Here is a 20,091-nt window from a genome sequence, read left to right as displayed (position 1 = left end):
CCAACCGCTCACCAGCAAGGGCAGTGTGGCCGGATAGACCCGGGCCGCGAAACCCGAGGGCGGGCGCTTACCTCCTCCAGAGCCGCTCCATCATCGCCCCAAGGGGAGCGGCGAAGACTCCCTCCCCCAACGGGGAAGGTCTCCCCTCCCGGGTAAATCACGAAGGCCTCCTGGGGCTTGAGGTCCTTCAGCGCCTCGTGGAACCCCCGGGAAGGCCGGGGATCAAGGCTCCGCTTGACCTCCACGGCCCAGAGCCTCCCCCCGGGCAGGAGGAGGACCAGGTCCACCTCCGCCCCGGCCCGGGTGCGGTAGAAGTAGGCCTCGCCCCCCTCGGGAAGCACCTGGAGGAGGTTCTCCACCACGAAGCCCTCATAGCTCCTCCCCACCACGGGGTGGGCAAGGAGGTCCTCCAAAGTGCGGAGCCCCAGGAGGGCGTGGACCAGACCGCTGTCCCGCAGGTAGAGCTTGGAGCTTTTCACCAGGCGCTTCCCCACGTTGGCCTCAAGGGGAGGCAGGCGCCTCAGCAGGTAGAGGTCCACCAGAAGCCGGAGACCTTTAAGCTCCTGGCTTGTGACCGAGGGGCCCAAAAGGAGCTGGTGGACCTCCTTGAAGGAAACGCGAAGGCCAACTCTAGAAGGGCAGATACAGGATGGCGTTCTCCAGCTCCCCAGGTCGCGCGGCAGTCAGAAGGAGCTCCAGATCCTCCAAGATCCGGCCCACGCCGACCCCCCGGCGCAAGAGGATGAGCCCAGACATGGGCCTGCCCTCCTCTATGCGCCGCGCGGCCTCGGCGCTCAGGGTGGCGTGGTCCCTGGACACCAGCACCCGTCCTTCCCGGGCGGCCCACTCCAGGACCTCAGCGTCTGATCTCCCCCCAAGGCCCACGTCCACTACCCGAACCACGTCTAGCCCGGGGTGGCGCCGCTTCAGGCCCAGGAAGAGGGCCCTTTCCACGTTCTCGTCCAAAAGGAGCTTCACGCCCTACCCAGCCGGGCGAGAAGGGCCTTGGGGAAGTGGACCCGGGCCCGCTCCTCCGCCTCCAGAGCCGCCCTCTTCGCCCTCTCCCGGTAGGCGGCCACCTCCTCCGGGTGGCGCAGAGCCCAAGCCAGGACGGCGTACACGTCCGCAAGGCTTAGGCTGGGGTAGGCCAGGACCATCTCCTCGGGGGAGAGCCCCCCCTCGTAGGCGTCCAGGAGGTCTTCCAGGTAGACCCGGGTGCCCTCTACCCGGAGGCCTCCGGCCTCGTCCGCCACTAGGGGGATCCGCTCGGTCAGGACCATGCGCCCCTCAGTATACTCAGGAGCCGCCCCGCGCGCCTAGACTTTGTAGTCGGTCAGCGCATGCCTTCCTGTGCTCCTTCTCGCGGAGATTGGAGTGCCCTACGCCGTTTTGCCCGCTGACCGAAGAACCTTGGGTGGAGGGCTTGCACCTTGAGGGGGGTACTGTTATAAAACAGGTAGAGGAGGAGCTATGGCACCCCCCTTGCCGGAAGGGCAAAAGCGGGTCTTTTTAGAAGCGGCGCGGCTCCTGCGCCAGGGCCTTTCCCCCACGGCCCATGACCTGACCCGGGCCTTGGGCTTGCGGCCGCAGACCGTGCGCCAGCACCTGGAGGCCCTGGCCCGGAAGGGCCTGGTGGTCCTCTATCCCCAAGGGCACGGCCGCCCCACCCACGTGGAGCTTACGCCGGAGGGGAGGCTGCTTGCGGGCCTCGCCATTCCGGTGGTGGGAAGGGTTCCTGCGGGGCCCCTGGAGGAGGCTCTGGAGGAGGTGGAGGGCCTCATCCCCCTGCCCGCACGCCCTAACCTTTTCGCCCTCGTGGTGGAAGGGGACAGCATGGCGGAGTACCTCCTGGATGGGGACGTGGTGGTGGTGGAGCGGGGAGTAAGGCCGAGGCGAGGGGAGATTGCCGCCGTGCTTCACGAGGGGAAGACCACGCTCAAGTACATCTACCCCGAAGGGGACATGGTGGTCCTCAAACCCCACAACCCCGCCTATCCCACCCTACGCTTGCCCGCCTCGGAGGTGGAGGTCCAGGGAGTGTTTCGCTTCCTCCTGAGGGGAAGGGAGGCCCTCGAGGCGATGCGGCTTCTTTTGAGGTGGAGCTATGAGCACTGAAGCCCTTTTCCGCGTTCGGGTTGAAGAGGAAGGGAGGTCAGGGTTCCGGCTGTTGCGGTTGCTCCCCTCGCGGGAGCGGTTGGTGGTGGTTCTACGCGAAAGCGCCCTCGAGGGGCTTTTGCGCCTTCCCGAGGGCTCCTTCCGCAGGCTGGCCCATGGCGAGGCCAGCGTGGTGTCTATGGCCAGCCTGCTCCCCGAGGAGCGGCTGCAGCTGGAGACCCTGGGCTATGCTCGGACCTTCAGGCGGCCCAAGGGGGAGGTGGCGGCGGAGGTCTTCTTCCTCCAGGAGGAGATCCCCCTGGTTTGGGCGAGACTGGACCTGGACGGGGCGGGGGTGGTGCTGGAGGCCTTCTTGGAACCCGAGGAGGTGCTCTAAGGGCCCGGGGGCCTAGCGGCCCCACGGGAAGGGGCGTGGACCCACTCACCCAGGCGATCGACACGGTGGACCTGCCGGAGCTCGTGGCCCGGCTCTTCCCAGAGTCCGGGGCCAGGCCCGGCAGGCCCGGGCTCTACCGGGCGGTCTGGCGGGGGGACAGGAAGCCCTCCCTCTCCCTCTTCAAGGCCGGGGGAGTGTGGTTCTTCCGGGACCACGCCACCGGGGAGAGCGGCAACGCCTACCACCTGCTCCTCGCCGCGGGCTTCTCCAAGGCGGAGGCGGTGGAGATCCTCCTCGGAGAAAGGCCCCTCCCTGAGCTCCCGAAGCGGCTCCGGCGCGGGAAGGAGAAGCCCAAGCCCCCGGTGGACCTGGGGGCCGCCCTTTCCGAGGCCCAGGCCCGCCTCAGGGAAGCCAGGGAGCTCCCCGAGGTCCTGAAGGGGCGGGGGCTCACCCTGAGGGAAGCGGTCCTCCTCGGGATGGGGCTTTCCCCCGAGGGGGACCTCTACCTCCCCATCCACGACCCCGAGGGAAGGCTGGTGGCGGTGAAGGTGCGCCACCTGAGGCCCAGGGACGGCCAGCGCTATCGCTACCTCACCCGGGGGTGCGGCACGCCGCCCTGGTACGGCCCGGGCTACGGGAAGCGGGCGGGGGTCCTGGTGGTGGAGGGGGAGCTCAACGCCGTGGCCCTCTACCTCGCCGTGGGGGACCTCCTGGACGTGGTGGGGGTGGCCGGGGTGAACGGCACCCTCCCGGAGCCGGACGGCAGGCCCACCTTTCTCCTCCTGGACGGGGACGAGGCGGGGAGGAAGGCGGCGGAGATGTGGCAGCAGGAGCTTGGGGGCTACCTGCTCGCCCCCCTCGAGGGCGGCGACGCGTGCGAGGTGGCCGAGGCCCTGGGCCGGGAAGCCCTCAGGAAGGAGGTCCTCGCCCGGGTGGCCGAGGCCTTCCTGGAAAGGGAAGGTGTGTAAGATGCGGTCTATGGAAGCCCACCTGGTCCCCTTCGGCGGGGGCCACCTCCTGGTCTCGGAGGCGGGGGTCTTCGCCCTGGCGAAGGAGGCGCGCCAGGCCGAGGCCCTAGGCCGGGAGGCCTACGCCCTCCTCGCCCTCCCCGTGGTGCCCCTGGTGGTGGGGAGCTACCGGCGGGGCTACCACGAGGGGGTCCTCCACGTGGCCTCCCTGGAGGAGCACCTCCAGGCGCTTCCCCGGGTCCTCTCCCCGGCGGACGTGGGCCGGATCGCCGCCTTCCTCAAGGGGGAAGGGGAGAGGCCGGAGGCGCGCCTCCTCCAGCCGGGCCGCCCGGAAACCCCACGGGAGGTGCCTCCTCGGGAGGAGACCCAGACCGGACTGCCCCCACTGCCTCAGGAGGCGCCCCCTGAGGCCTCCCGGCGGGAAATGGGAAGGCTCTTCATCCAGGAGCGGACCCCTTCTCCGCCAGGAGAACGCGGGGCCTTCCCCTCTTCCCCCAGGGAGAGGCGGTCTCCCCTGGTGCCCCTTCTCCTCCTCGCCGCCTCCCTTCCCCTCGTCCTCTACCCCGCCTTTGCGGGGGCCATCCCCGGAGCCCTGGCCCTCTTTCCCGCCCTGAACCTCCTCCTGGTGCAGGACCGCCTGCTTAAGCGCGGGGGGACTGCCCGGGAGTACGTGGACGCCTTCAAGGGGCTCCTCTTCGGCCTGGCCCTGGTGGCCCTCCTGGGGGGAGCAGTCCACGGGGTTCTCCTCTCCCTGGCGGGGGGCCTGGCCTGGGCCCTCCTCCCCGCCCTCTACGGGGTGGCGGCGAGCCTCTGGTCCCTCCCCCTGGGCCGCCCCGCCCGCCTCTACGCCCAGGCCGTGGGGGATGCCCTGGGGCCCGCCGCCCTCCTCACCCCCCTGGCCTTCCTTTACGCCGTGCCCCTGGGGCTCGCCCTCGCTGCCTTGGGCCTCCTGGCCCTCCTGGGGGGACACCTGGGGGAGGACTAGCAACAAAGGCTTGCCTAGCTACCCAATATATGGCAACATGAGGGCATGCGGTTGCGTGCCGTGTTGCTGGCTCTAACCATGGCCCTTCCGGCCCAGGCCCAGGTGGTGCTCAAGACCTATTACGCGGAGGACCTGGTAAAGACCCCGGGGCTTCTGGAGGTAAGCCCAGGCTTCACCACGGTCATCGACTTCTGGGACACGGTGGACGCCGCCTTCTCCGCCAAGCGGGAGCTCCTTCGCCTCGAGGGGGGCGGGAGCAGGCTCCTCCTCTCCACGGGGATGATGGGCACCCAGACGGGGGCGGTGCCCGTGAAGAGCGGGATGACCGACCTGGTGGTGGAGGTGGGGGGGAGGACCCTCCTCTTCACGGTGCGCATCGGGCCGGGGGAGTACCCGAGGCGGTACCAGGTGCTCCTCAAGCGGACCCAGGGGGGGACCTACGCCCCTCTCTCCCAGACTCCTTCCACTCCCACGGCGGGGCCTGCCCAAAGCTCCTCCCCCGCTCCTTCTCCCACCCCCAGCCCTCAGGTTCAGGCCCCGGCGGTGCACTTCACCACCACCGTGGAGGCCCCTTCCGGGGAGGAGGGGAGGGTGAGCGTCTTCTTCACCCTGGAGAACCGGGGAAGCCGCCCCGTGAGCTTCGCCCTCAACGATCTCCAGATCCTGCAGGAGGGGAAGCCCCTCCGGTTTGAGGTGCGCCGGGACCCCCTAAAGGCGGTCCTGAACCCCGGAGAGGGGCAGAGCGGGGTCATCGTGGTCCACGGGGCGAGGCCCGGGGAACTCCTCCTCAGGTGGCGGGGGGTGGAGCTCGGGCCCGGGAGGAGCTTCCTCCTGGAGAGGCGGCTTTTGGGCAAGACCATCGAGGTCCAGACGGAAGGGAGGTAGAATGGACCTCCTCGCGCCTTGGCGGGAAGGCCCCTACACCCTACAGGAGGCCCTGGAGCGCTACGGGGAGGCCCTGGTGGGGGAGGCCCTGAGGCAACGGGTGCTGAAGCCGGTGATGACCCGGCTCGGCCCCGTCCTGGTCCCGGCGGCCAAGGGCCGGAAGCGCCTCGGGCTCACCCGGTACTACACCCCCAGGGCGGGGGCCCTGGAGATGGCCCTCCTGGTGCGGCGGCACGCGGAGGCCATGGAGAGGGAGGGCTGGCGCATGCTCAGGCGGGAGGGGAGCAGGGCCGTCCTGGAGCGGGAGGGGGAGCGGGTGCTCCTGGTGGGGAAGAGGGGGGACCCCACCAAGAGGCCCGCTCCCAGGGACGAGCTGGAGGCCTCCGCCGGGCGGGTGATCGTTCTGACGCACGAGGCGCCTAAGCGAGGTGGCGCAGAGGTGGTGTATGTCTGAGGTGGCGAGCGCCATGAACGGCCTGGTGCTGAGCGTGGAGCCCCCTAAGGCGCTGGTCTTCGCCATCACCACCCTGGGCCTCGCCCTGGGCGGCCTCCTCATCGCCATCGGGGAGCGGGACCGGGGGGTAGGCTATCTCATCGCCGCCCTCCTCGGGGGGATCCTCGCCTGGAACGCCAGGGCCCTCCTGAGCCTGTTTGGAGTATGAACGAGGTCCTTTGTGTCGTGAGCCGGCTGGTGTGCGCCCTCACCCCCCCTGTGGTCCTGGTGGGGGCGCTCGTCCTCTTGGCGGTGATCTTCCTGGGCTACCGAGTGGTGATGGGGGACCTCCGGCGGGCCAAGTGGAGCCTGGCGGCCCTCCTCCTGCTGGCCGGGCTCCTCGCTCCGGTGCCGAACGGGCAGGGCGGGAGGACGGCGGCCTTCTACCCTCTTATCCGCATGCTCACCGGGGGGTACGGGGCCTGCACCTTCATCGGCTCCCCTCCCCGGTACACCCCTTCCCCCGACGAGAAGCCCGTGAAGGGCCTCTCGTGTGGGGGCTCATGAGAAAAGGGCGCAATGGTGGGGCGGCTTGTGGCCATGGGCCTCGAGGTCCTGCCCTTCACCCTGGAGGAGGCCCTGGAGGCGGGGGCCCTGGACCCCCTGACCCGGCCCCTGGGCCTTTCCCTGGGCGACCGGGCCTGCCTGGCCGCTGGGAAGGTGCGCGGGAGGTGGCGGTGGTGCGCTAGGCCCACGGGGCCAGGAGGACCCTCGCCCCCGGGAGGAACCGCCTCAGGTAGGCCACCCGCTCCGGGACGGGGGCGCCCCAGACCTGCCCCACGAACCTCAGGGCGAAGGCCTCCCCCTTGGCCCGGACCCGGGCCCGGGCATAGGCCCCGGCGTCGTACTCCAGGGCCACGGGGCCTTCGGAGGTGAGCCAGACCCCATCGGGCTCCTCCACGGGGTGGCGGGGCCTGGGGCTCACCCGCCACACCCGAGGATCAGGGGGCGCCTCGAGGAGGAGGCGCATCTCCGCCAGGCCCGCCAGGTGGCGGAGGGCGGTGAGGGGGTAGCGGGCCACGCTCGGGTGGGCCCAGAAGGCCACGGGCTCCTCCTTCCGGTAGTAGGTGAGGCCCAGGTAGCCCTCCACCCGCACCGCCTCTTCGGGGGGGACGAGGCCCCAGCGCCGGACCTGCCCCTCGGACCAGGCGAGGTCCACGGCGAGGGGGTTCACGCTCATTGCCCGGCCCCCAGCACCAGGACCGTGAGGGGCGTCCCCTGAGCCACCTCCGCCACCCGGACCACGGCCCTCGTGCCCTCCGGGACGGAGAAAAGGTCTGCCGCCGCCGCCCCCAAGAAGAGCTCCAGGGGCGGGGTCTGCCCCTGCTGGATCACCGTGCCCGAGGGCGTGGTGGTGACGGTGGTCTGCTGGCTCCGGGCCCGCACGTAGTCGGAGAGGCCCCGCAGGGAGCCCCGCACCAGGTCGGCCACCAGGGAGGGGGCTTCCTCCCGGACCTGGGCGGGGAGGCCCTGGGCGAGGTCAGAACCCAGGACCACGGCCCGCACGGGGAAGACCTTCCCCGCCAGGACCGCCTGGTCCAGGTTCACCTCCACCCGGCGGGTGGGGGAGAGCTTGGCCTTGCCCAGGAAGGTGGCCCCGTCCTCCGTCTCCAGGGCCACGGGGACCTCCTGCCCCTCGGGCACCACGAGCCTCACCGCGAGCCTCCCCTCGAGGCGCGCCCCGGGGAGGTAGGGGGAGGAGGCCGTGGCGGGAGGCGTGGAAGAGGCCGTGGAAGGAGGCGTGGAGGGGGCCTGCCTCCCCCCGAAGACCTCGGGCAGGTTGGCCTCGAAGAGGCCAGGCCCCCCAGGGGCCTGGGGCGGGGCGGGAGAGGAGGGGACCGCCTGGGGCGCCTCGGTCTTCCTGTAGGCCACGAAGGAGGAGACGGGGGCCACCTGGCCCGAGGCGCTACCCGCCTGGCCCTGGTAGACGGCGAGGCCCGGACCGGCGGGGGCCTCCTGGGCCTGGGCCTTCAGGGGCACGGAGAGGGAGGGCTTTTCGGGGGCCTCCTGGGCCTGGCCCATGTAGAGGGCCATGGAGGGCGAGGCGGCCTGGGCCTCCCCGGTGGGACGGAGGTAGAGGGTGAGGGAGGGCCCCTCCGTGGGCATGGGCGCGGCCTGGGCGGAGTAGGCTCCCGCGCCTCCCAGGGTCTGGGGCGGGGGAGGCACCTCCCCGGTGGCCGAGGGCGTGGGCGGAGGGGGGACGGCCTCGAGGCGTTCTCCTGACGGAGAAGCGACCGGGGTGGCCGTGGACTGGGACTGGGGCGCGGCCTCCCCCGTGGCCCCGGAAGCGCCAGCCGGGGGTGCGGGAGCCTCCTGGGCCTGGGCCTGAGGGGGCGTTCCGGAGGCCGCCTGGGGAGCGGTGGCCGCCTGCTGGACCTGGGGGGAGGGGTGAGCCTGGGCCGGGCGCTTGGGGCCTCCCAGGTTGTTCAGGGCCCACATGAAGACGACGAGGCCCATCAGGCCCCCCACCCCGATTAGGATCTGCTTGGGACGGGAGGGCACCCACTCCCCGGTGAGCTCGTCATACCGGTTAAAGAGGCGGTTGTAGAGGTCCCGGAGGAAGGCCCGCTTCTTCACCTCCTGGCGGACCTCCTCCTCCGGGGGCCTGACCTGCTCGAACTCGATCCCCTCCTCCAGGAGGGCGGCGAGCTCCGGGTCCTTCTCCCTGAGCTCCTCCAGTAGGGCGTAGAAGCCGGGCTCGTCTGGCCCGGGGAGCTTCTTGCCGAGCTTTTCCTCCGCTTCCTTGCGCACCTCTGGGTTCAGCCTCACGCCCTCATGTTGCCACAAAAGGGCAGGGTTTTGCTATAATGGCAGTCGTATGAGGTTGAAAGGGGGTGAGAGCGGGCGGAAGAGTTCATGGCGGACGGGTTTCAGACTTCAGGCTCGTGGTTCTTCCTTAGGAGGTGAAGCGTGCTGAAGAAGCTGGCTAAGGGTCTTAAGACGGAGCACTTCCGGTTCTTCGCCTTGGCGTTGGCGGTGGGCCTCACCCTCTTCGGGGTGGCGGAGGCGCAGACCACCAGCAACCCCGCCGACCAGGCCTTCGGCAACGTGGCGAACGTCATCTGCACCATCGTGAGCTACCTGAAAGGCCCCGTGGGCCTTGGCATCATCATCCTCATGTTCGCCGTGGGTGGCATATCCCTCGCCATCGGTGGGCGCAACGCCATGCCCCTCATGATCGGGGCGGGCATCGGGGGCATCATCATCGCCGCCGCACCCTACTTCGCCAAGATGTTCTTCGGGAACGCCACCGCTTCGGCCAACGCCTCGGCCTGCACGAGCCTCTTCTGAACCATGCTCAGGCTCCGGGTGTGGCGGCTCTACCAGCCCCTGACGCTCCTCGGCCTCGAGCTCTGGCAACTCTTCCTCGGGGCCGTGGCCATGACCCTGGGGCTCCAGGTGGGCGGGAGCCTGCCGCACCCGGCCCTGGGCCTGGTGCTGGCGGGCGTGGCGGGCTTTCTGGCGGTGAAGTTTTCCGACCGCTTGCGGATGCGCTTCCCCGGGGCGAGCCTCTGGCAGGAAATCGCCTGGCTCACCCAGAAGGAGCGCTACCGCCCCGAGCGGGACGAGGACACGACTCCCCTGATCTATGACGAGCGCTTCCAGAGGTAGCCTCTTCTCCCGGGCGCGGGAGGACTCCCTCACCGCGCTCTTGCCGTACTGGGAGATCCAGGACGGCCTCGTGGTTCTGAACGACGGGCGGGTGGAGGTGGGGGTCAGGCTCGAGCTCCAGCCCACCCTCTTCGCCAGCACCGCCTACATGGAGGGCCTGGTGGGGGTCATCAAGACCATCCTTCGGAGCGGCGTGCCCGAGGGAAGCCGGGCCCGGCTCGTGGTGGAGGTCTCCCCGGCCCCCTTCGCCCGGGTGGAGCGGTACCGGAGCCTCGAGCCCTCCCACCCCACGGCCCGCTTCCTGCAGGAAAGGCGCTACGAGGCCTGGCGGGAGCGGTGGCAGAAGGGGCAGGTCCTGGAGAAGCGGGTCTACCTCAGCGTCCTCCTGGGCAGGCCCCGGCACAAGCGGCGCCGGGTGCCCTTCACCCCGGAGGAGTGGAAGGAGGTGGTGGCGGAGGCGGAGCGGGTGCGGACCCGGATCATCCGCGCGGCTTCCGCCTACCGCGTCCTCGCCTTCCCCATGGGCGACCAGGAGCTCTTCGCCGTCCTCTACCGCTACTTCAACCCCGCCCTGGCCCTTGCGGAGGTGCCCCAGTACCAACAGACCTGGCAACGCTACCCCCGGGAGGCCATCCGCCGCATCCCTTCTCTCAGGCCCCCCACCCTCCGGGCCCAGATCGCCCGGAGTGAGGTGGACAACTCCTACCGGGACGCCCTCTACGTGGGGGGGATGTGGGCGGGGGTCCTCTCCCTCTACACGGTGCCGGACGAGACCTACGCGGAGATGGGGGACGTGCTGGCCCAGGCCGGGGGGGACCGCTTCTACCTGGTCATGGACTTCCTCCACGAGCCCTTCGAGCTCGCCATCCGGGCCCTCAAGGCCCGGGCGAGGCGGTACTACTCCGCCTCCCAGTCGGGGACCTACGTGGACCCCAACGTGCGGGTGGGGCAGGTGGAGACGGAGGGGGCCATCACCCACGTCTCCCAGACGGGGGACCACATCTTCCAGGTGGGGGCGAGCCTGGTCCTCCTGGAGCGGGACCGGGAGACCCTGGAGGAGCGGGTGAGCCAGGCGGTGAGCACCCTGAGCCAGGTTCCGGGGAACCCCTTCCGGGTCCTCAGGAACGGCCTCCTCGCCCCGTGGCTGGCCCAGGCCCCCTTTTCCGGGGGCGTGGCGGAGGAGAAGGTCTACCTCCTGGAGACCAACGCCGCCCACTTCTTCCCCACCACAGGGGCCTGGACGGGAAGCCCGAGGCCCGTGGCCCTCTTCCGGACCCGCCAGGGGGCCCTGGTCTCCGTGGACCCCTTCGACAAGCGGATGCGGAACTACAACGGCATCGTGGTGGGGGGCTCGGGCTCGGGGAAGACCTTCGCGGTGCAGTACCTCCTCTCGGAGCTCTTGCGGGACGAGAAGGCGAGCGTGGTCATCCTGGACCGGGGCAAGAACTACCAGGCCCTGGTGGAGGCCTTCGGCGGGGCCATGGTGGAGATCCGCCCCGGGGCGGGCACCAGCATCAACCCCTTTGACCTCGAGGAGGGGGAGGTGGAGCCCACCCCGGAGAAGAAGGGGGACCTCCTGAAGCTCCTCCGGGCCATGGTCCCCCCCGGGGGCGACCCCACCCAGGAGGCGGTGGAGAACGCCATCCTGGAGGCGGCCATAGACCAGACCTACAAGCGGGCCACCACCGTGGACCTGAGGGAGGACGGCACCGAGGAGAAGCGCTACCTCGGGGCCAGGCTCTCCGACCTGGTGAAGACCCTCCTCACCCTGGACGAGATCGGGGGGCGGGGGGTGTCCCCCTCGGAGAAGGAGGTGGCCCGAAGCCTCGCCCTCCGGCTCCAGTCCTGGACCGGGGACTCCCCCATGGGCAGTTTCGTGGACCGCCCCACCTCCGTCCCCGTGAGCACGGCCCGGGTGGTGTGCTACGAGCTCGAGGGCCTGGACGCCTACGAGGGCCTGGACGTGGTGGGCACGGTGCTCATGGCCGACCTCATCTGGAAGCGGGCGAAGGAGGGGAAGAAGCGGGGGGAGGAGCGGAACCTCCTGGTGGTCCTGGACGAGGCCTGGAAGGTGTTCAAGAACCCCTACGCCGCGAGCCTGGTGGAGGAGCTCTACCGCCGGTTCCGGCACCTGGGTGGCGGGATTTGGAGCATCACCCAAAGCCTCCAGGACTACAGCGGGGAGAGCGCGGGGAGGATTCTCCAGAACACCACCTGGGTCTTCCTCTTCCGGGTGCAGGGGGAGGAGGAGCACGTGCGAAGAGTCTTCGGCCTCTCCGACCGGGCCATGGCCGTGTGGAATTCCTTGGGGGGCGTCAAGGGGCTTTACGGGGAGGTGATGGTGTGGGCGGTGCGAGACGACCGGAAGGAGGGGGACGTGCTCCAGCTGTGGCCCACGCCCTACGACTACTGGCTCTTCACCAGCGCCCAGGAGGAAGCGGCCCGGAGGAAGGCCTTGGTGGAGAGGTACGGGGGGGATGTCCTCAAGGCGGTGGTGGACCTCGCGGAGGGGCGGGCATGAGGGCTTGGATCCCCAAGATCGCTTCGCTGACCTTCGCCTTCGCCCTCCTCCCCGCCCTCGCGGTGAGGGTGGCGTGGCTTTCCCCGAGGCCCGGGACCTACCCGGAGGGGCGGGTCCTGGTGGTGGAGGCCCGGGTGGAGCCCGAGCCGGGGGAGAGGGTCCTCGAGGTGAGGGGTGTGGCCCTTCCTTCGGGGCGGGAGGTCTTCCGCACCACCTCCCTCCAGGTGAAGCGGTACTGGGACACCGGGGGCTTTGGCGGCACCACGGCGCTTCGCCTGGAGGTGGACTACACCGGGGAGAAGACGGGCACGGCCTACGCCCTCCTCGCCCTCCAGGTCCAGGGGACGGGGCTTTCGGGCCAGAACCTCCAGGCCCAGGGCCTCATGGAGGACCTGGACGGCTTCATCGCCCAGGCCTGCCGCTTCATCGGCTTCTACGAGCTCTCCTCGGTGCGGTGGCTGTGCACCGCCCACCGGACCGTGAAGAAGGCCATCAACTACTGGAACCAGCTCGGGGACATGTGGGAGGACTTCAAGAACCAGGCCATCTACTACGGCACCGGGCTGGCCCTGGACTGGCTGGGCAAGGGGCTTGGCCTCCACCAGCTCAACCCCCTGGTGGACCAGGTGGACCAGGCCCTGACGGACCTCATGAGCGACATCCGCCGCCAGAAGAACGCCATCCTGAACGCCCTGGCCCGGGCGCGGGCGGAGCAGTTGCGGGAACTGGACGCCTGGAAGCCCGGGGACGACCCCCTCTACTGGGGCCCGGAGTGGTGGACCCGGCTCATCTCCGGGGTGGTGCCCCAGCTGGGCTTCCAGGCCACGACCCAGAGCCTCGCCGACCTCCAGCGCACGGCCCAGCTCCTGGAGAACCAGTCCCGGGTGGCCCAGAACGTGAAGAACCAGCAGGAGAACCTGAGCCTGGAGAGCACCCTCCAGGACCTCTGGGACACCCTGGGGGCCGCCTGGAACTTCATCGCCGAGGCGGTGTCCAAGGGGTGGGCCTCCCTCACCGGGGGGCTTTCCGGGGCGAGCGTGGTGGGGGCGCAAAGCGCTTCCCCGGGAGGCGCCCTTGGGGCCCAGAACACCCCGGGGGGCTCCGGGGGCACCTCCGGCTCGGGCGGCACCAGCGGCTCCGGCTCGGGGGGCGTGATGGACCCCGGCATCACGGAGGAGCTCATCTCCGAGGCCCAGACCGCCCCCTCCACCCGGGAGGTGACGGAGGTGGTGGTGAAGGGCTTCGCCGAGCTCATCCGCCTGCAGGCCCAGGACTCTTTCCGGGCCGTGCAGGAGATGAAGAACCTCGCCGCCCAGCAGGCCATGACCGTGGAGCAACTGGTCCAGGTGAACCAGAACTTGGTGGAGCTCATCAGGAAGCAGGAGCGTAGCGCCGAGGACCAGCTACGGGCCCTCATGGGCCAGGTGGCCTCCCAGGCGGAGAAGACCTCGGCCAAGTACGTGGCGGCGGGGGAGGCCCTGGAGATCCTCGCGCGGCAATGGAGAGCGCAAAGCGGCACCCCGCCGCCCTCGGGGGGTAGCCCGTGAGGCGGGCCCTTCTTCCCAAGGGGTGGGGCGCGAGGCTTCTCGCCCTCCTCCCCTTCCTCTTCCTCCTGGCCCTGGCGGACCCGCCCCCGCCGCCCCGGGGACAGATCGACCAGGGGGTTCGGGACTTCCTCACGGGCATCCTCAACGCCATGCTCAACCTCAACGACTGGATCGCCCTCTTCAAGGCGAGCCTCCGGGACTTCCAGGCGGGGGCCTACACCATCGGGCGGAGCCTCATCGTGGTGGGCCTCATCTGGAGCCTGATCCGGGCGGTCTACTACGGGAGCCTGGAGGAGGTCCTGGGGGCCATGGCCCGGGTGGTCCTGGCGGGGGGGTTCCTCTGGTTCGGGGAGGTCCTGGACGAGAGCTTCGGCGGGACGCAGGGCGTGTACTACGCCGTCACGAACACCTTCCGCACGGAGCTCGCGGACGCCATGACGGAGGCCGCCAACAACCTCAAGGCCCTGGGGGCGGTCATCAACCCCCTCTTCACCATCGTGGCCATCGTGGAGGCGGGCGTCGTCCACCTCGTGGGGACGGGCCTGAACGACGGGACGAACATGCCCGACTGGGCCCAGCAGATCCTCGCGGGCATCGGGGCGGCGGCCCAGCTTCTCAACCCCGCCTCCCTCCTCCTCGTTCCCTTCGTCATCATCGCCATGGTCCTCACGGTGCTCATCAGCACCATGTTCATGCTGGCCTCCGCCTTCTGGCCCATCGTGGCGGGGAGCCTGGCCCTTCCCATCGGCCTCGGGCCCCAGCTTTTCGGGCGGTGGCTTTCCGTGGTGGTGTGGGCCTTCATCATGGGGGCCGTCGGGCCTTTCGTGGTGCGGGGGGGCATGGAGCTCGGGGTCTCCCGTCCGGCGGCCTACATCGTCTCCCAGGCCAAGGAGATCGTGGACACCACCGTGGAACAGCTCACCGGGCAGTTCCGGGAGAACCGCCGCATCTTCGCCGAGACCCTGCAGAACCTGGCCGTCCAGAACGGGTGGGACCCCCGGGTGTGCGGCTTTGAGGTCTTCGTGGACACGGACGGGAAGCTCAACTACCGGAACGTCCCCCCGGACGGCAAGGCCCTCCTCTCCCCCGTGGCGTGCGGAACCATGACCAAGGAGGCCATCGCCCAGGGAATGCGCCAGATGGGCACCTTCGCCCTGGGCATCGGCAAAGGGCTCGTGGACATGTTCCAGGCCTGGGCCCAGACCCTGCTGATGACCGTGGGAGGCATGGCGGCGGCCCTCCTCATCGCGGGCTATCTCTCCAGCCTGGTGGCCACCTTCTTCGGTGGGCTTTCCCTGGCCGTGACGGCGGCGGCCGTCAGCTACGCCACGGGGATGGCGACCCAGGCCGTGGGCAGGGCCATGGGCGGGGCCGCGAGCGCCCTGGAGGGGATGGGCCAGGCCGCGGGGAGTCTGGGCCGGGGGCTTGGGGGGCCCTCGAGGGCCCTTCCCTCGGGCGCAGGCGGCGGAGGCTTCTCTTCAACCGCAAGCGGTGGGGGCCAGGAGGTGCCTCCCGCCTACCAGCGCACGGTGGAGGTCCAGGCCCCCGGGACGGGGGTGCCGTACATGCACCGGGCCGAGTACGGTCAGGGTGTGGAGCCCGCCGTGGTGCGGCCCGCCCCCGGGGTGGGGCAGAGCGTGGGCTACACGGGTCCCGGGGAGGTCCCCTCCTACAAGGGAGCCCCTGAGGCCCCGGGAAGGTGGACCGACCGGGCCCGGGAGGTGCGGCCCCCGGAGACCCCCTCGGGCACCACCCTTCCCGCAGGGGGGCCGCCTCCGGGCAGGTGGATTGACAGGAGCGCTTACAGGAAGGGAGGTGATGAGGAGTGAAGCGCTGGATTGACCGTGGACCGAAGTGGGTCAAAAGGGACCCCTTGCCCAGGGTGGAGTTCCGCCTGAGCGAGGAGGCCTTGGCGGCGCTTCGCGCCCGGCCCCTGGCCCCTAAGGCCCCAGGAAGGTGGATCGCCCGGGCGCGGGGGAGGAGGTAGGTGGAGGCCGCTTCCCTCTTCGAGACCCCACGCCCCCTCAAGGCCCTTCGGGCTTTGGGGTTCCTCCTCTTCCTCGCCACCCTGGGCCTCGTCTTCTACCTGGGGGCGCGGGGGGCCCTCGAGGCGGCGAACGCCCTGGCCGAGGCGGGCTGGGACCAGGCCGTGGGCAGGCCCGGGGCGAGGGGCCTGGAGTTCGCCACCGCCTGCATGCTCAACGTGGCCACCCCGTGCGGAGGCGAGTTCAATCGGCTCTGGGCGGCCCGGCTCAACTACGACCTCCTCCGGCTCGTCCTGGTCCTGGGGTTCGTGGGGGGCCTCGCCCCCTTCGTCTACAGCCCCGCGAGGCCCAGGAAACTCCCGGGGCAGGGGCGGTGGGCCACGGAGAGGGACCTCGAGCCCTACCTCAACCCCAAGGGCGTGGGCTGGTACGGCCAGCTCGGGAAGAGGCCCCTCCGGGTCTCCGAGGGCCAGCGGGTGGCCCACACCCTGGTGGTGGGGAAGCCGGGGCACGGGAAGACCTCGGGGTACTACCTGCCCAACCTCCTCCTGGACGCCAAGGACGGGTGGACGGCCATCGTCTACGACCTGAAGTACCCGGACCGGGAAGGCCTCATGGAGGCCATGACCTACTACGCCCACCACGGGCGGGCCGTCTACCCCTTCACCCCGTGGGGGGAAAGGTCCTACCGCATCAACTTCCTGGAGGGGGCCGAGGACATCACCCAGGCCAAGCTCATCGCCGAGATCTTCGTGCCCCGGAACCCTAAGGTCCCGGACTCCAAGGAGTTCTACCCGGGCCTCGAGCGGACCCTGCTCCAGGCCCTGATCCACGCCGAGGGGGTGGAGGGGCGGTACTCCCTGGCCCACGTCTACCGGGTCCTGGGGGACGGGGTGGCCGGGCTCAAGGCCTACGTGGAGGTGCGGCCCTACCTGCAGGTGGAACTCAAGACCCTCCTGGAGATGCGGCAGGACCAGCTGGCGGGGATCCTGAACGGGGCCCGGAACCGCCTCTCCATCTGGCTGGACCCGGGCCTCGCCGCCGCCACGGAGCCCGGGCCCATGGAGGTCCCCTGGGCGAAGGTTTTCTCCGAGCCCAGCCTGGTCTACATCGGCGTGCCCCAGGAGCTCATCGGGGACAACGCCTCGGGGTACGTGCTCCTCAAGCTCCTGAAGCGCATCGTGGACCTGAAGACCCTCCAGCACGCTAACCGGAACGGGGGCAGGCTCAAGGTGCCCGTGAGCGTCTACTGGGACGAGTTCCCCAACTTCGGCTTCCTCCCCGGGATCAAGGAGAACCTGGGCACCATGCGCTCCCGGAGGGTGGCCTACCACATCGCCGTGCAGAACACGGACCAGGGGCGGGCCGTCTACGGGGAGGAGTGGGAGGCCATAGAGGGCACCTTCGCCCAGCGGGTCTACTTCCTCTCCGGCCTCTCCGACAACGACGCCGCCCGCCTCTCGGAGGTCCTGGGGGAGACCTCGGTGATGCAGGAGGTGCGGGGGGTGAGCCGGAGGGGCCTTCTCCCCATCCCCACGAGCCGAACCGTGGGGGAGCGGGAGGTGGCCCGGCCCCTCCTCTCCCCGGAGGAGATGCGCACCGCCCCCAAGGGGGAGGCGGTGGTCCTGCTGGAGGGCGCTCCTCCGGCCCGCATGAACCTCTTCGGCATGTGGCGGAAGGAACACCTCCTGCACCGCCTCTGGAAGAAGGCGCGGGAGGCGCGGGTGGAGGAGGCGGGCTTCCCCCTTCCCCGGACGCGGGGGCCCGTCTCCCTCCCCGCCTCCGCTTCGCCCGAAGGGGAGGCCGCCCCCTGGAGCCGGGACCCCTCGAGGCCCGAAAGCCTCCTCCTCTACCTGGAAGCCCTCACCCGGCGGGTGCCCGAGTTCAAGCGGTACTACCGGGGCTCGGAGACCCTTCGCCTGGACCTCCGCCTCCCCGAAGGCTTCCCCACCCCCGAGCCCGCCTGGGTGAAGCTGGGCTGGTGCGAGGTGGAGGGGGAGCCCGTGCGCCTCTCCATCACCCAGAAGGGCCTCAAGGCCATCCAGGGGGCAGACCGGGAGGGGTACCGGGCCCTCCTCCGGTGGTGCCGGGCGGTGGAGCGGTGGAAGAAGGAGCGCCGGGAGGCGCCCGTGCCCGAGGTCCTGGCCTTCCCCCGGGAGGAGGGGGAGCAGGTGCTTTTGGGGAAGCTTTGCGGCGAAGCGGTGGAGGTGAAGGAGGATGAGGTCCTGGTTCGTCCCAGTCTTGGCCTTGGCGGCCTCCGTTGCCCTGGGAAGGAGCTACACCCTGGAGGAGGCGGCGGAGGCGGTGAGGCGGGCCACGGGGGAGGTCCTGGTGCAGGTGGCGGTCCTGGACCTGAAGCCCCTGACGGAGGCCCTAAGGGAGGCCATGGTGAAGGGAGGGGTGAAGGTGTACCTGCTCACCACGGATAGCGGCCTCACCCACCCGAAGAGCTACGGGCCCTCCCTGGCCCTGGCGGGGGCCGTGGTGCGCTTCGCCCCCCGGGTGGACGGGGAGTTCGTGGTGGTGGACCGGAAGGAGGCCATCCGCCTCCTTCGGGGCTACGTGGGCCTCTCCCTGGAGGGGGCGGAGCCCGCTCCCCTGGTGGAGCGCTTCTACTTCGCCTTCCTCCGGGGGGTGCCCTTCGCGGTGGAGGACTGGGTGCACCGGCTCTACATCCGGGAGTACGTGAAAGGAGGTGGAAGGTGAAGTGGGCGGAGCTTCTGGGTAAGGCGGTGGCCGTCTTGGGGGCCGGGCTCTTCCTTCTCGGCCTCTTCCGGCTGGACGGGGCCGGGGTGGGGGCGGGGCTCGTGGTCCTCCTCTACGGGGTGGGCCTCGCCCTCCTCGCCGGGGTCTACGGGGAACTCAAGGCGGTGCGGGCCCTCCTGGAGAGGGAGGTGGAGAAGGGGTGAGGCGAGCGGCCTACCTGGTCCTCCTCCTGGGGGCGGCCTTCGCGTGCGGCCACGTCCCCCAGGACCTCTGGGCGAAGACGTGGGAGTACGCCCGGGCCTGGGGGGTGGACCCCTACCTGGTGGCCGCCGTGGTGTGGGTGGAAAGCGGCTACTGCCCGGGAGCAGTAGGGCGGGCCGGAGAAGTGGGCCTGGGCCAGTTCATGCCGGGGACCTGGGCGCGCACCACGGGGGCTCCCGTGGAGTGGCGGGCCCACCCCGACTGGGCGCTCTGGGCCACGGCGAAGCACCTCCGGGAGCTCTGGGAGGCCACCCGGGACTGGCGGCTGGCCCTCGCCGCCTACAACGCCGGGCTCGGAGCGGTGAGGAGAGGGGCCATTCCCGCCTCCACCCAGAGGTACGTGGAGCGGGTGCTTTCGGTCTACCGGGCCTGGCGGAGGGGGTGATGGAGGCCTTGCCTGCCTTCCACGCCCTCGAGGCCCTGGGCCGGGCCTTCTCCCAGAAGGAGGCCTGGGTCTTGCTCGGGGTGGGGGCCCTCTCGGGGTACGCCCTGGGCCGGGTGGCCCGGGTCCTCCTCCCCTGGACGGCCCTCCTCTACCTGGGGGCGGCCCTCCTCGGGCGGGCGGACCTGGAGAGGCTCGCCCACCACCTTGGGGCGGCCTCCAAGGAGGTGTGGGCCTTCCTCTCCGGCCTCCCCACGGGCCTCTCCCTGGGGGCGGTGGTGGGCTTTTTGTCCGGGCTTTCGGACCGTTGGGAATAACGCATGGTGCGGCTTCGCGAGGGGTTTGACAGGGAGTTCGCGGCGCTCATGGAGAAGCTTCCCCCCTGGGTACGCAAGGAGGTGGAGCCCCACGGGGCGAAGCTGGAGGAGATCGCCATGGACCTCGGGGCCCCCCTGGCCTACACCGTGGACGGGGCCCCCCGCTTCTCGGAGCGGGAGATCACCAAGGAGGACCTGAGCTTCGTCCTTCACCGGGTGGGGGGGTTCAAGGAGAATAACCGGGCCGGGATCGAGGGCACCCTCCACCGGGTCTCCCGCATTCAGTCGGCCCTGGGGGAGATGACGGGGATCACCATCCGGGTGGGGAAGTTCGTGGAGGGGGTGGCGGAGCCCCTCAGGCCCTACCTCCTGGAAAGCGGGGGAAGCCTCCTCGTGGTGGGGCCGCCCCGCACGGGGAAGACCACCCTCCTCAGGGACATCGTGCGCATCCTGGCGGAGCGGTGGGGGCCCCGTGTGGTGGTGGTGGACACCTCCAACGAGATCGGGGGGGACGGGCTCACCGCCCACCCGGGGATCCGGCCCGCCCGGAGGATGCAGGTGCCGGACCCTCCCTCCAGGAACCAGGGGCGGATCATCTACCAGGCCATCGCAAACCACTCCCCGGAGGTAGTGGTGGTGGACGAGATCGGCTACAACGAGGACGTGCAGGAGTGCCTCACCGCCTCCCGGAGGGGGGTGCGGGTGGTGGCCACGGCCCACGGGGAGAGGCTTCTGGACGCGCTGGAAAACCCCGCCCTGCACCCCGTTCTCGGGGAGCCGGACCTGAGGGAAGGGAGGCGGAGGACCCGGCCCTCCTTCGGGATGGCCCTCCAGGTGGTGGCGAAGGGGCGCTACCTCGTCTATCCCGACCTGGCCCAGGCTCTGGACGACCTCCTCCAGGGGAGGGAGCCGGAGGGGGTGGAGCTTAGCGTGTAATG

23 protein-coding genes and 1 pseudogene are annotated in these 20,091 nt (G+C 70.5%); 19 read left to right on the top strand and 5 right to left on the bottom strand.

Annotation, left to right across the window (positions count from 1 at the left end; genetic code table 11):
* Positions 1-8 precede the first annotated feature (8 nt).
* Genes BLP62_RS06520 through BLP62_RS06510 form a run of 3 tightly spaced genes read right to left on the bottom strand, consistent with a single transcriptional unit; the run spans position 9 to position 1,280 of the window.
* A complete protein-coding gene (locus tag BLP62_RS06520) occupies positions 9-587 on the bottom strand; it encodes a DUF4143 domain-containing protein (protein ID WP_279231285.1) in 579 nt (192 codons plus the stop codon).
* A 43-nt stretch (positions 588-630) separates the two neighbouring features.
* Positions 631-978, bottom strand: a complete 348-nt coding sequence (locus BLP62_RS06515) for a DUF5615 family PIN-like protein (protein ID WP_014632318.1) — start codon at positions 976-978, stop codon at positions 631-633.
* Positions 975-1,280, bottom strand: coding sequence for a DUF433 domain-containing protein (locus tag BLP62_RS06510; protein WP_014632319.1), 306 nt, complete (start codon positions 1,278-1,280; stop codon positions 975-977). The genes BLP62_RS06515 and BLP62_RS06510 overlap by 4 nt, the downstream gene beginning before the upstream one ends.
* A gap of 190 nt (positions 1,281-1,470) precedes the next feature.
* Here BLP62_RS06510 and BLP62_RS06505 point away from each other — a divergent pair, with 190 nt between their 5' ends.
* The 8 genes from BLP62_RS06505 to BLP62_RS06470 all read left to right on the top strand — a co-directional run bounded on the left by BLP62_RS06505 (position 1,471) and on the right by BLP62_RS06470 (position 6,329).
* On the top strand, positions 1,471-2,115 hold the full coding sequence (locus BLP62_RS06505) for a LexA family protein (protein ID WP_014632320.1): 645 nt from the start codon (positions 1,471-1,473) through the stop codon (positions 2,113-2,115).
* Positions 2,116-2,197: 82 nt separating this feature from the next.
* On the top strand, positions 2,198-2,491 hold the full coding sequence (locus tag BLP62_RS06500) for a hypothetical protein (protein WP_172596982.1): 294 nt from the start codon (positions 2,198-2,200) through the stop codon (positions 2,489-2,491).
* Positions 2,492-2,526: 35 nt separating this feature from the next.
* The gene (locus BLP62_RS06495; RefSeq protein WP_093007036.1) at positions 2,527-3,459 is read left to right on the top strand and encodes a toprim domain-containing protein; all 933 of its coding nucleotides are present in this window, start codon (positions 2,527-2,529) and stop codon (positions 3,457-3,459) included.
* A 10-nt stretch (positions 3,460-3,469) separates the two neighbouring features.
* Positions 3,470-4,444, top strand: coding sequence for a hypothetical protein (locus tag BLP62_RS14375; RefSeq protein ID WP_093007034.1), 975 nt, complete (start codon positions 3,470-3,472; stop codon positions 4,442-4,444).
* 45 nt (positions 4,445-4,489) lie between these two features.
* Positions 4,490-5,329, top strand: a complete 840-nt coding sequence (locus BLP62_RS06485; RefSeq protein ID WP_039457249.1) for a hypothetical protein — start codon at positions 4,490-4,492, stop codon at positions 5,327-5,329.
* Position 5,330: 1 nt separating this feature from the next.
* Positions 5,331-5,783: a hypothetical protein gene (locus BLP62_RS06480; protein WP_093007032.1), complete on the top strand. Its 453-nt coding sequence runs from the start codon at positions 5,331-5,333 to the stop codon at positions 5,781-5,783.
* On the top strand, positions 5,776-5,991 hold the full coding sequence (locus BLP62_RS06475; RefSeq protein ID WP_236622553.1) for a hypothetical protein: 216 nt from the start codon (positions 5,776-5,778) through the stop codon (positions 5,989-5,991). Before BLP62_RS06480 ends, BLP62_RS06475 begins: the two co-directional genes overlap by 8 nt.
* Positions 5,988-6,329 carry a hypothetical protein gene (locus tag BLP62_RS06470; RefSeq protein ID WP_093007030.1) on the top strand — a complete coding sequence of 114 codons (342 nt, stop codon included), beginning with the start codon at positions 5,988-5,990 and terminating at the stop codon, positions 6,327-6,329. Before BLP62_RS06475 ends, BLP62_RS06470 begins: the two co-directional genes overlap by 4 nt.
* Before the next feature lie 178 nt (positions 6,330-6,507).
* Here BLP62_RS06470 and BLP62_RS06460 read toward each other — a convergent pair whose 3' ends face one another.
* Together BLP62_RS06460 and BLP62_RS13725 are read right to left on the bottom strand one after the other, a co-directional pair.
* Positions 6,508-7,002 (bottom strand): hypothetical protein, encoded by a 495-nt coding sequence (locus BLP62_RS06460; RefSeq protein WP_093007028.1) that lies wholly within the window; start codon positions 7,000-7,002, stop codon positions 6,508-6,510.
* Entirely contained in the window at positions 6,999-8,591 is a 1,593-nt protein-coding gene (locus BLP62_RS13725) for a hypothetical protein (RefSeq protein ID WP_093007026.1), read from the bottom strand. The genes BLP62_RS06460 and BLP62_RS13725 overlap by 4 nt, the downstream gene beginning before the upstream one ends.
* 141 nt (positions 8,592-8,732) lie before the next feature.
* Here BLP62_RS13725 and BLP62_RS06450 point away from each other — a divergent pair, with 141 nt between their 5' ends.
* The 11 genes and pseudogenes from BLP62_RS06450 (at position 8,733) to BLP62_RS06400 (ending at position 20,089) form a co-directional block, all read left to right on the top strand.
* Positions 8,733-9,113 (top strand): TrbC/VirB2 family protein, encoded by a 381-nt coding sequence (locus BLP62_RS06450; RefSeq protein ID WP_093007024.1) that lies wholly within the window; start codon positions 8,733-8,735, stop codon positions 9,111-9,113.
* Positions 9,114-9,116: 3 nt separating this feature from the next.
* A complete protein-coding gene (locus BLP62_RS06445; RefSeq protein ID WP_014632329.1) occupies positions 9,117-9,434 on the top strand; it encodes a hypothetical protein in 318 nt (105 codons plus the stop codon).
* Positions 9,412-11,955, top strand: a complete 2,544-nt coding sequence (locus tag BLP62_RS06440) for a VirB4 family type IV secretion system protein (protein WP_093007022.1) — start codon at positions 9,412-9,414, stop codon at positions 11,953-11,955. The genes BLP62_RS06445 and BLP62_RS06440 overlap by 23 nt, the downstream gene beginning before the upstream one ends.
* The gene (locus BLP62_RS06435; protein WP_093007020.1) at positions 11,952-13,502 is read left to right on the top strand and encodes a hypothetical protein; all 1,551 of its coding nucleotides are present in this window, start codon (positions 11,952-11,954) and stop codon (positions 13,500-13,502) included. Before BLP62_RS06440 ends, BLP62_RS06435 begins: the two co-directional genes overlap by 4 nt.
* On the top strand, positions 13,499-15,331 hold the full coding sequence (locus BLP62_RS06430) for a hypothetical protein (protein ID WP_093007018.1): 1,833 nt from the start codon (positions 13,499-13,501) through the stop codon (positions 15,329-15,331). The genes BLP62_RS06435 and BLP62_RS06430 overlap by 4 nt, the downstream gene beginning before the upstream one ends.
* A gap of 158 nt (positions 15,332-15,489) precedes the next feature.
* Positions 15,490-17,916 carry a type IV secretory system conjugative DNA transfer family protein gene (locus tag BLP62_RS14370; RefSeq protein WP_093007016.1) on the top strand — a complete coding sequence of 809 codons (2,427 nt, stop codon included), beginning with the start codon at positions 15,490-15,492 and terminating at the stop codon, positions 17,914-17,916.
* Positions 17,804-18,193: pseudogene (locus BLP62_RS14365) on the top strand (hypothetical protein); the annotation flags it as partial. The gene BLP62_RS14370 and the pseudogene BLP62_RS14365, both read left to right, overlap by 113 nt.
* A complete protein-coding gene (locus tag BLP62_RS06415; protein ID WP_039457191.1) occupies positions 18,190-18,396 on the top strand; it encodes a hypothetical protein in 207 nt (68 codons plus the stop codon). The pseudogene BLP62_RS14365 and the gene BLP62_RS06415, both read left to right, overlap by 4 nt.
* The gene (locus BLP62_RS06410) at positions 18,393-18,839 is read left to right on the top strand and encodes a lytic transglycosylase domain-containing protein (RefSeq protein WP_093007014.1); all 447 of its coding nucleotides are present in this window, start codon (positions 18,393-18,395) and stop codon (positions 18,837-18,839) included. The genes BLP62_RS06415 and BLP62_RS06410 overlap by 4 nt, the downstream gene beginning before the upstream one ends.
* Positions 18,839-19,153 carry a hypothetical protein gene (locus BLP62_RS06405; protein WP_038043781.1) on the top strand — a complete coding sequence of 105 codons (315 nt, stop codon included), beginning with the start codon at positions 18,839-18,841 and terminating at the stop codon, positions 19,151-19,153. Before BLP62_RS06410 ends, BLP62_RS06405 begins: the two co-directional genes overlap by 1 nt.
* A gap of 3 nt (positions 19,154-19,156) precedes the next feature.
* A complete protein-coding gene (locus BLP62_RS06400; RefSeq protein ID WP_093007012.1) occupies positions 19,157-20,089 on the top strand; it encodes an ATPase, T2SS/T4P/T4SS family in 933 nt (310 codons plus the stop codon).
* The last annotated feature ends 2 nt before the right edge of the window (positions 20,090-20,091 follow it).

The sequence above is a fragment of the Thermus arciformis genome (genome assembly GCF_900102145.1).
GTDB classification, from domain to species: Bacteria; Deinococcota; Deinococci; order Deinococcales; family Thermaceae; genus Thermus; species Thermus arciformis.
This window is presented reverse-complemented; position numbering and strand designations above follow the sequence as displayed.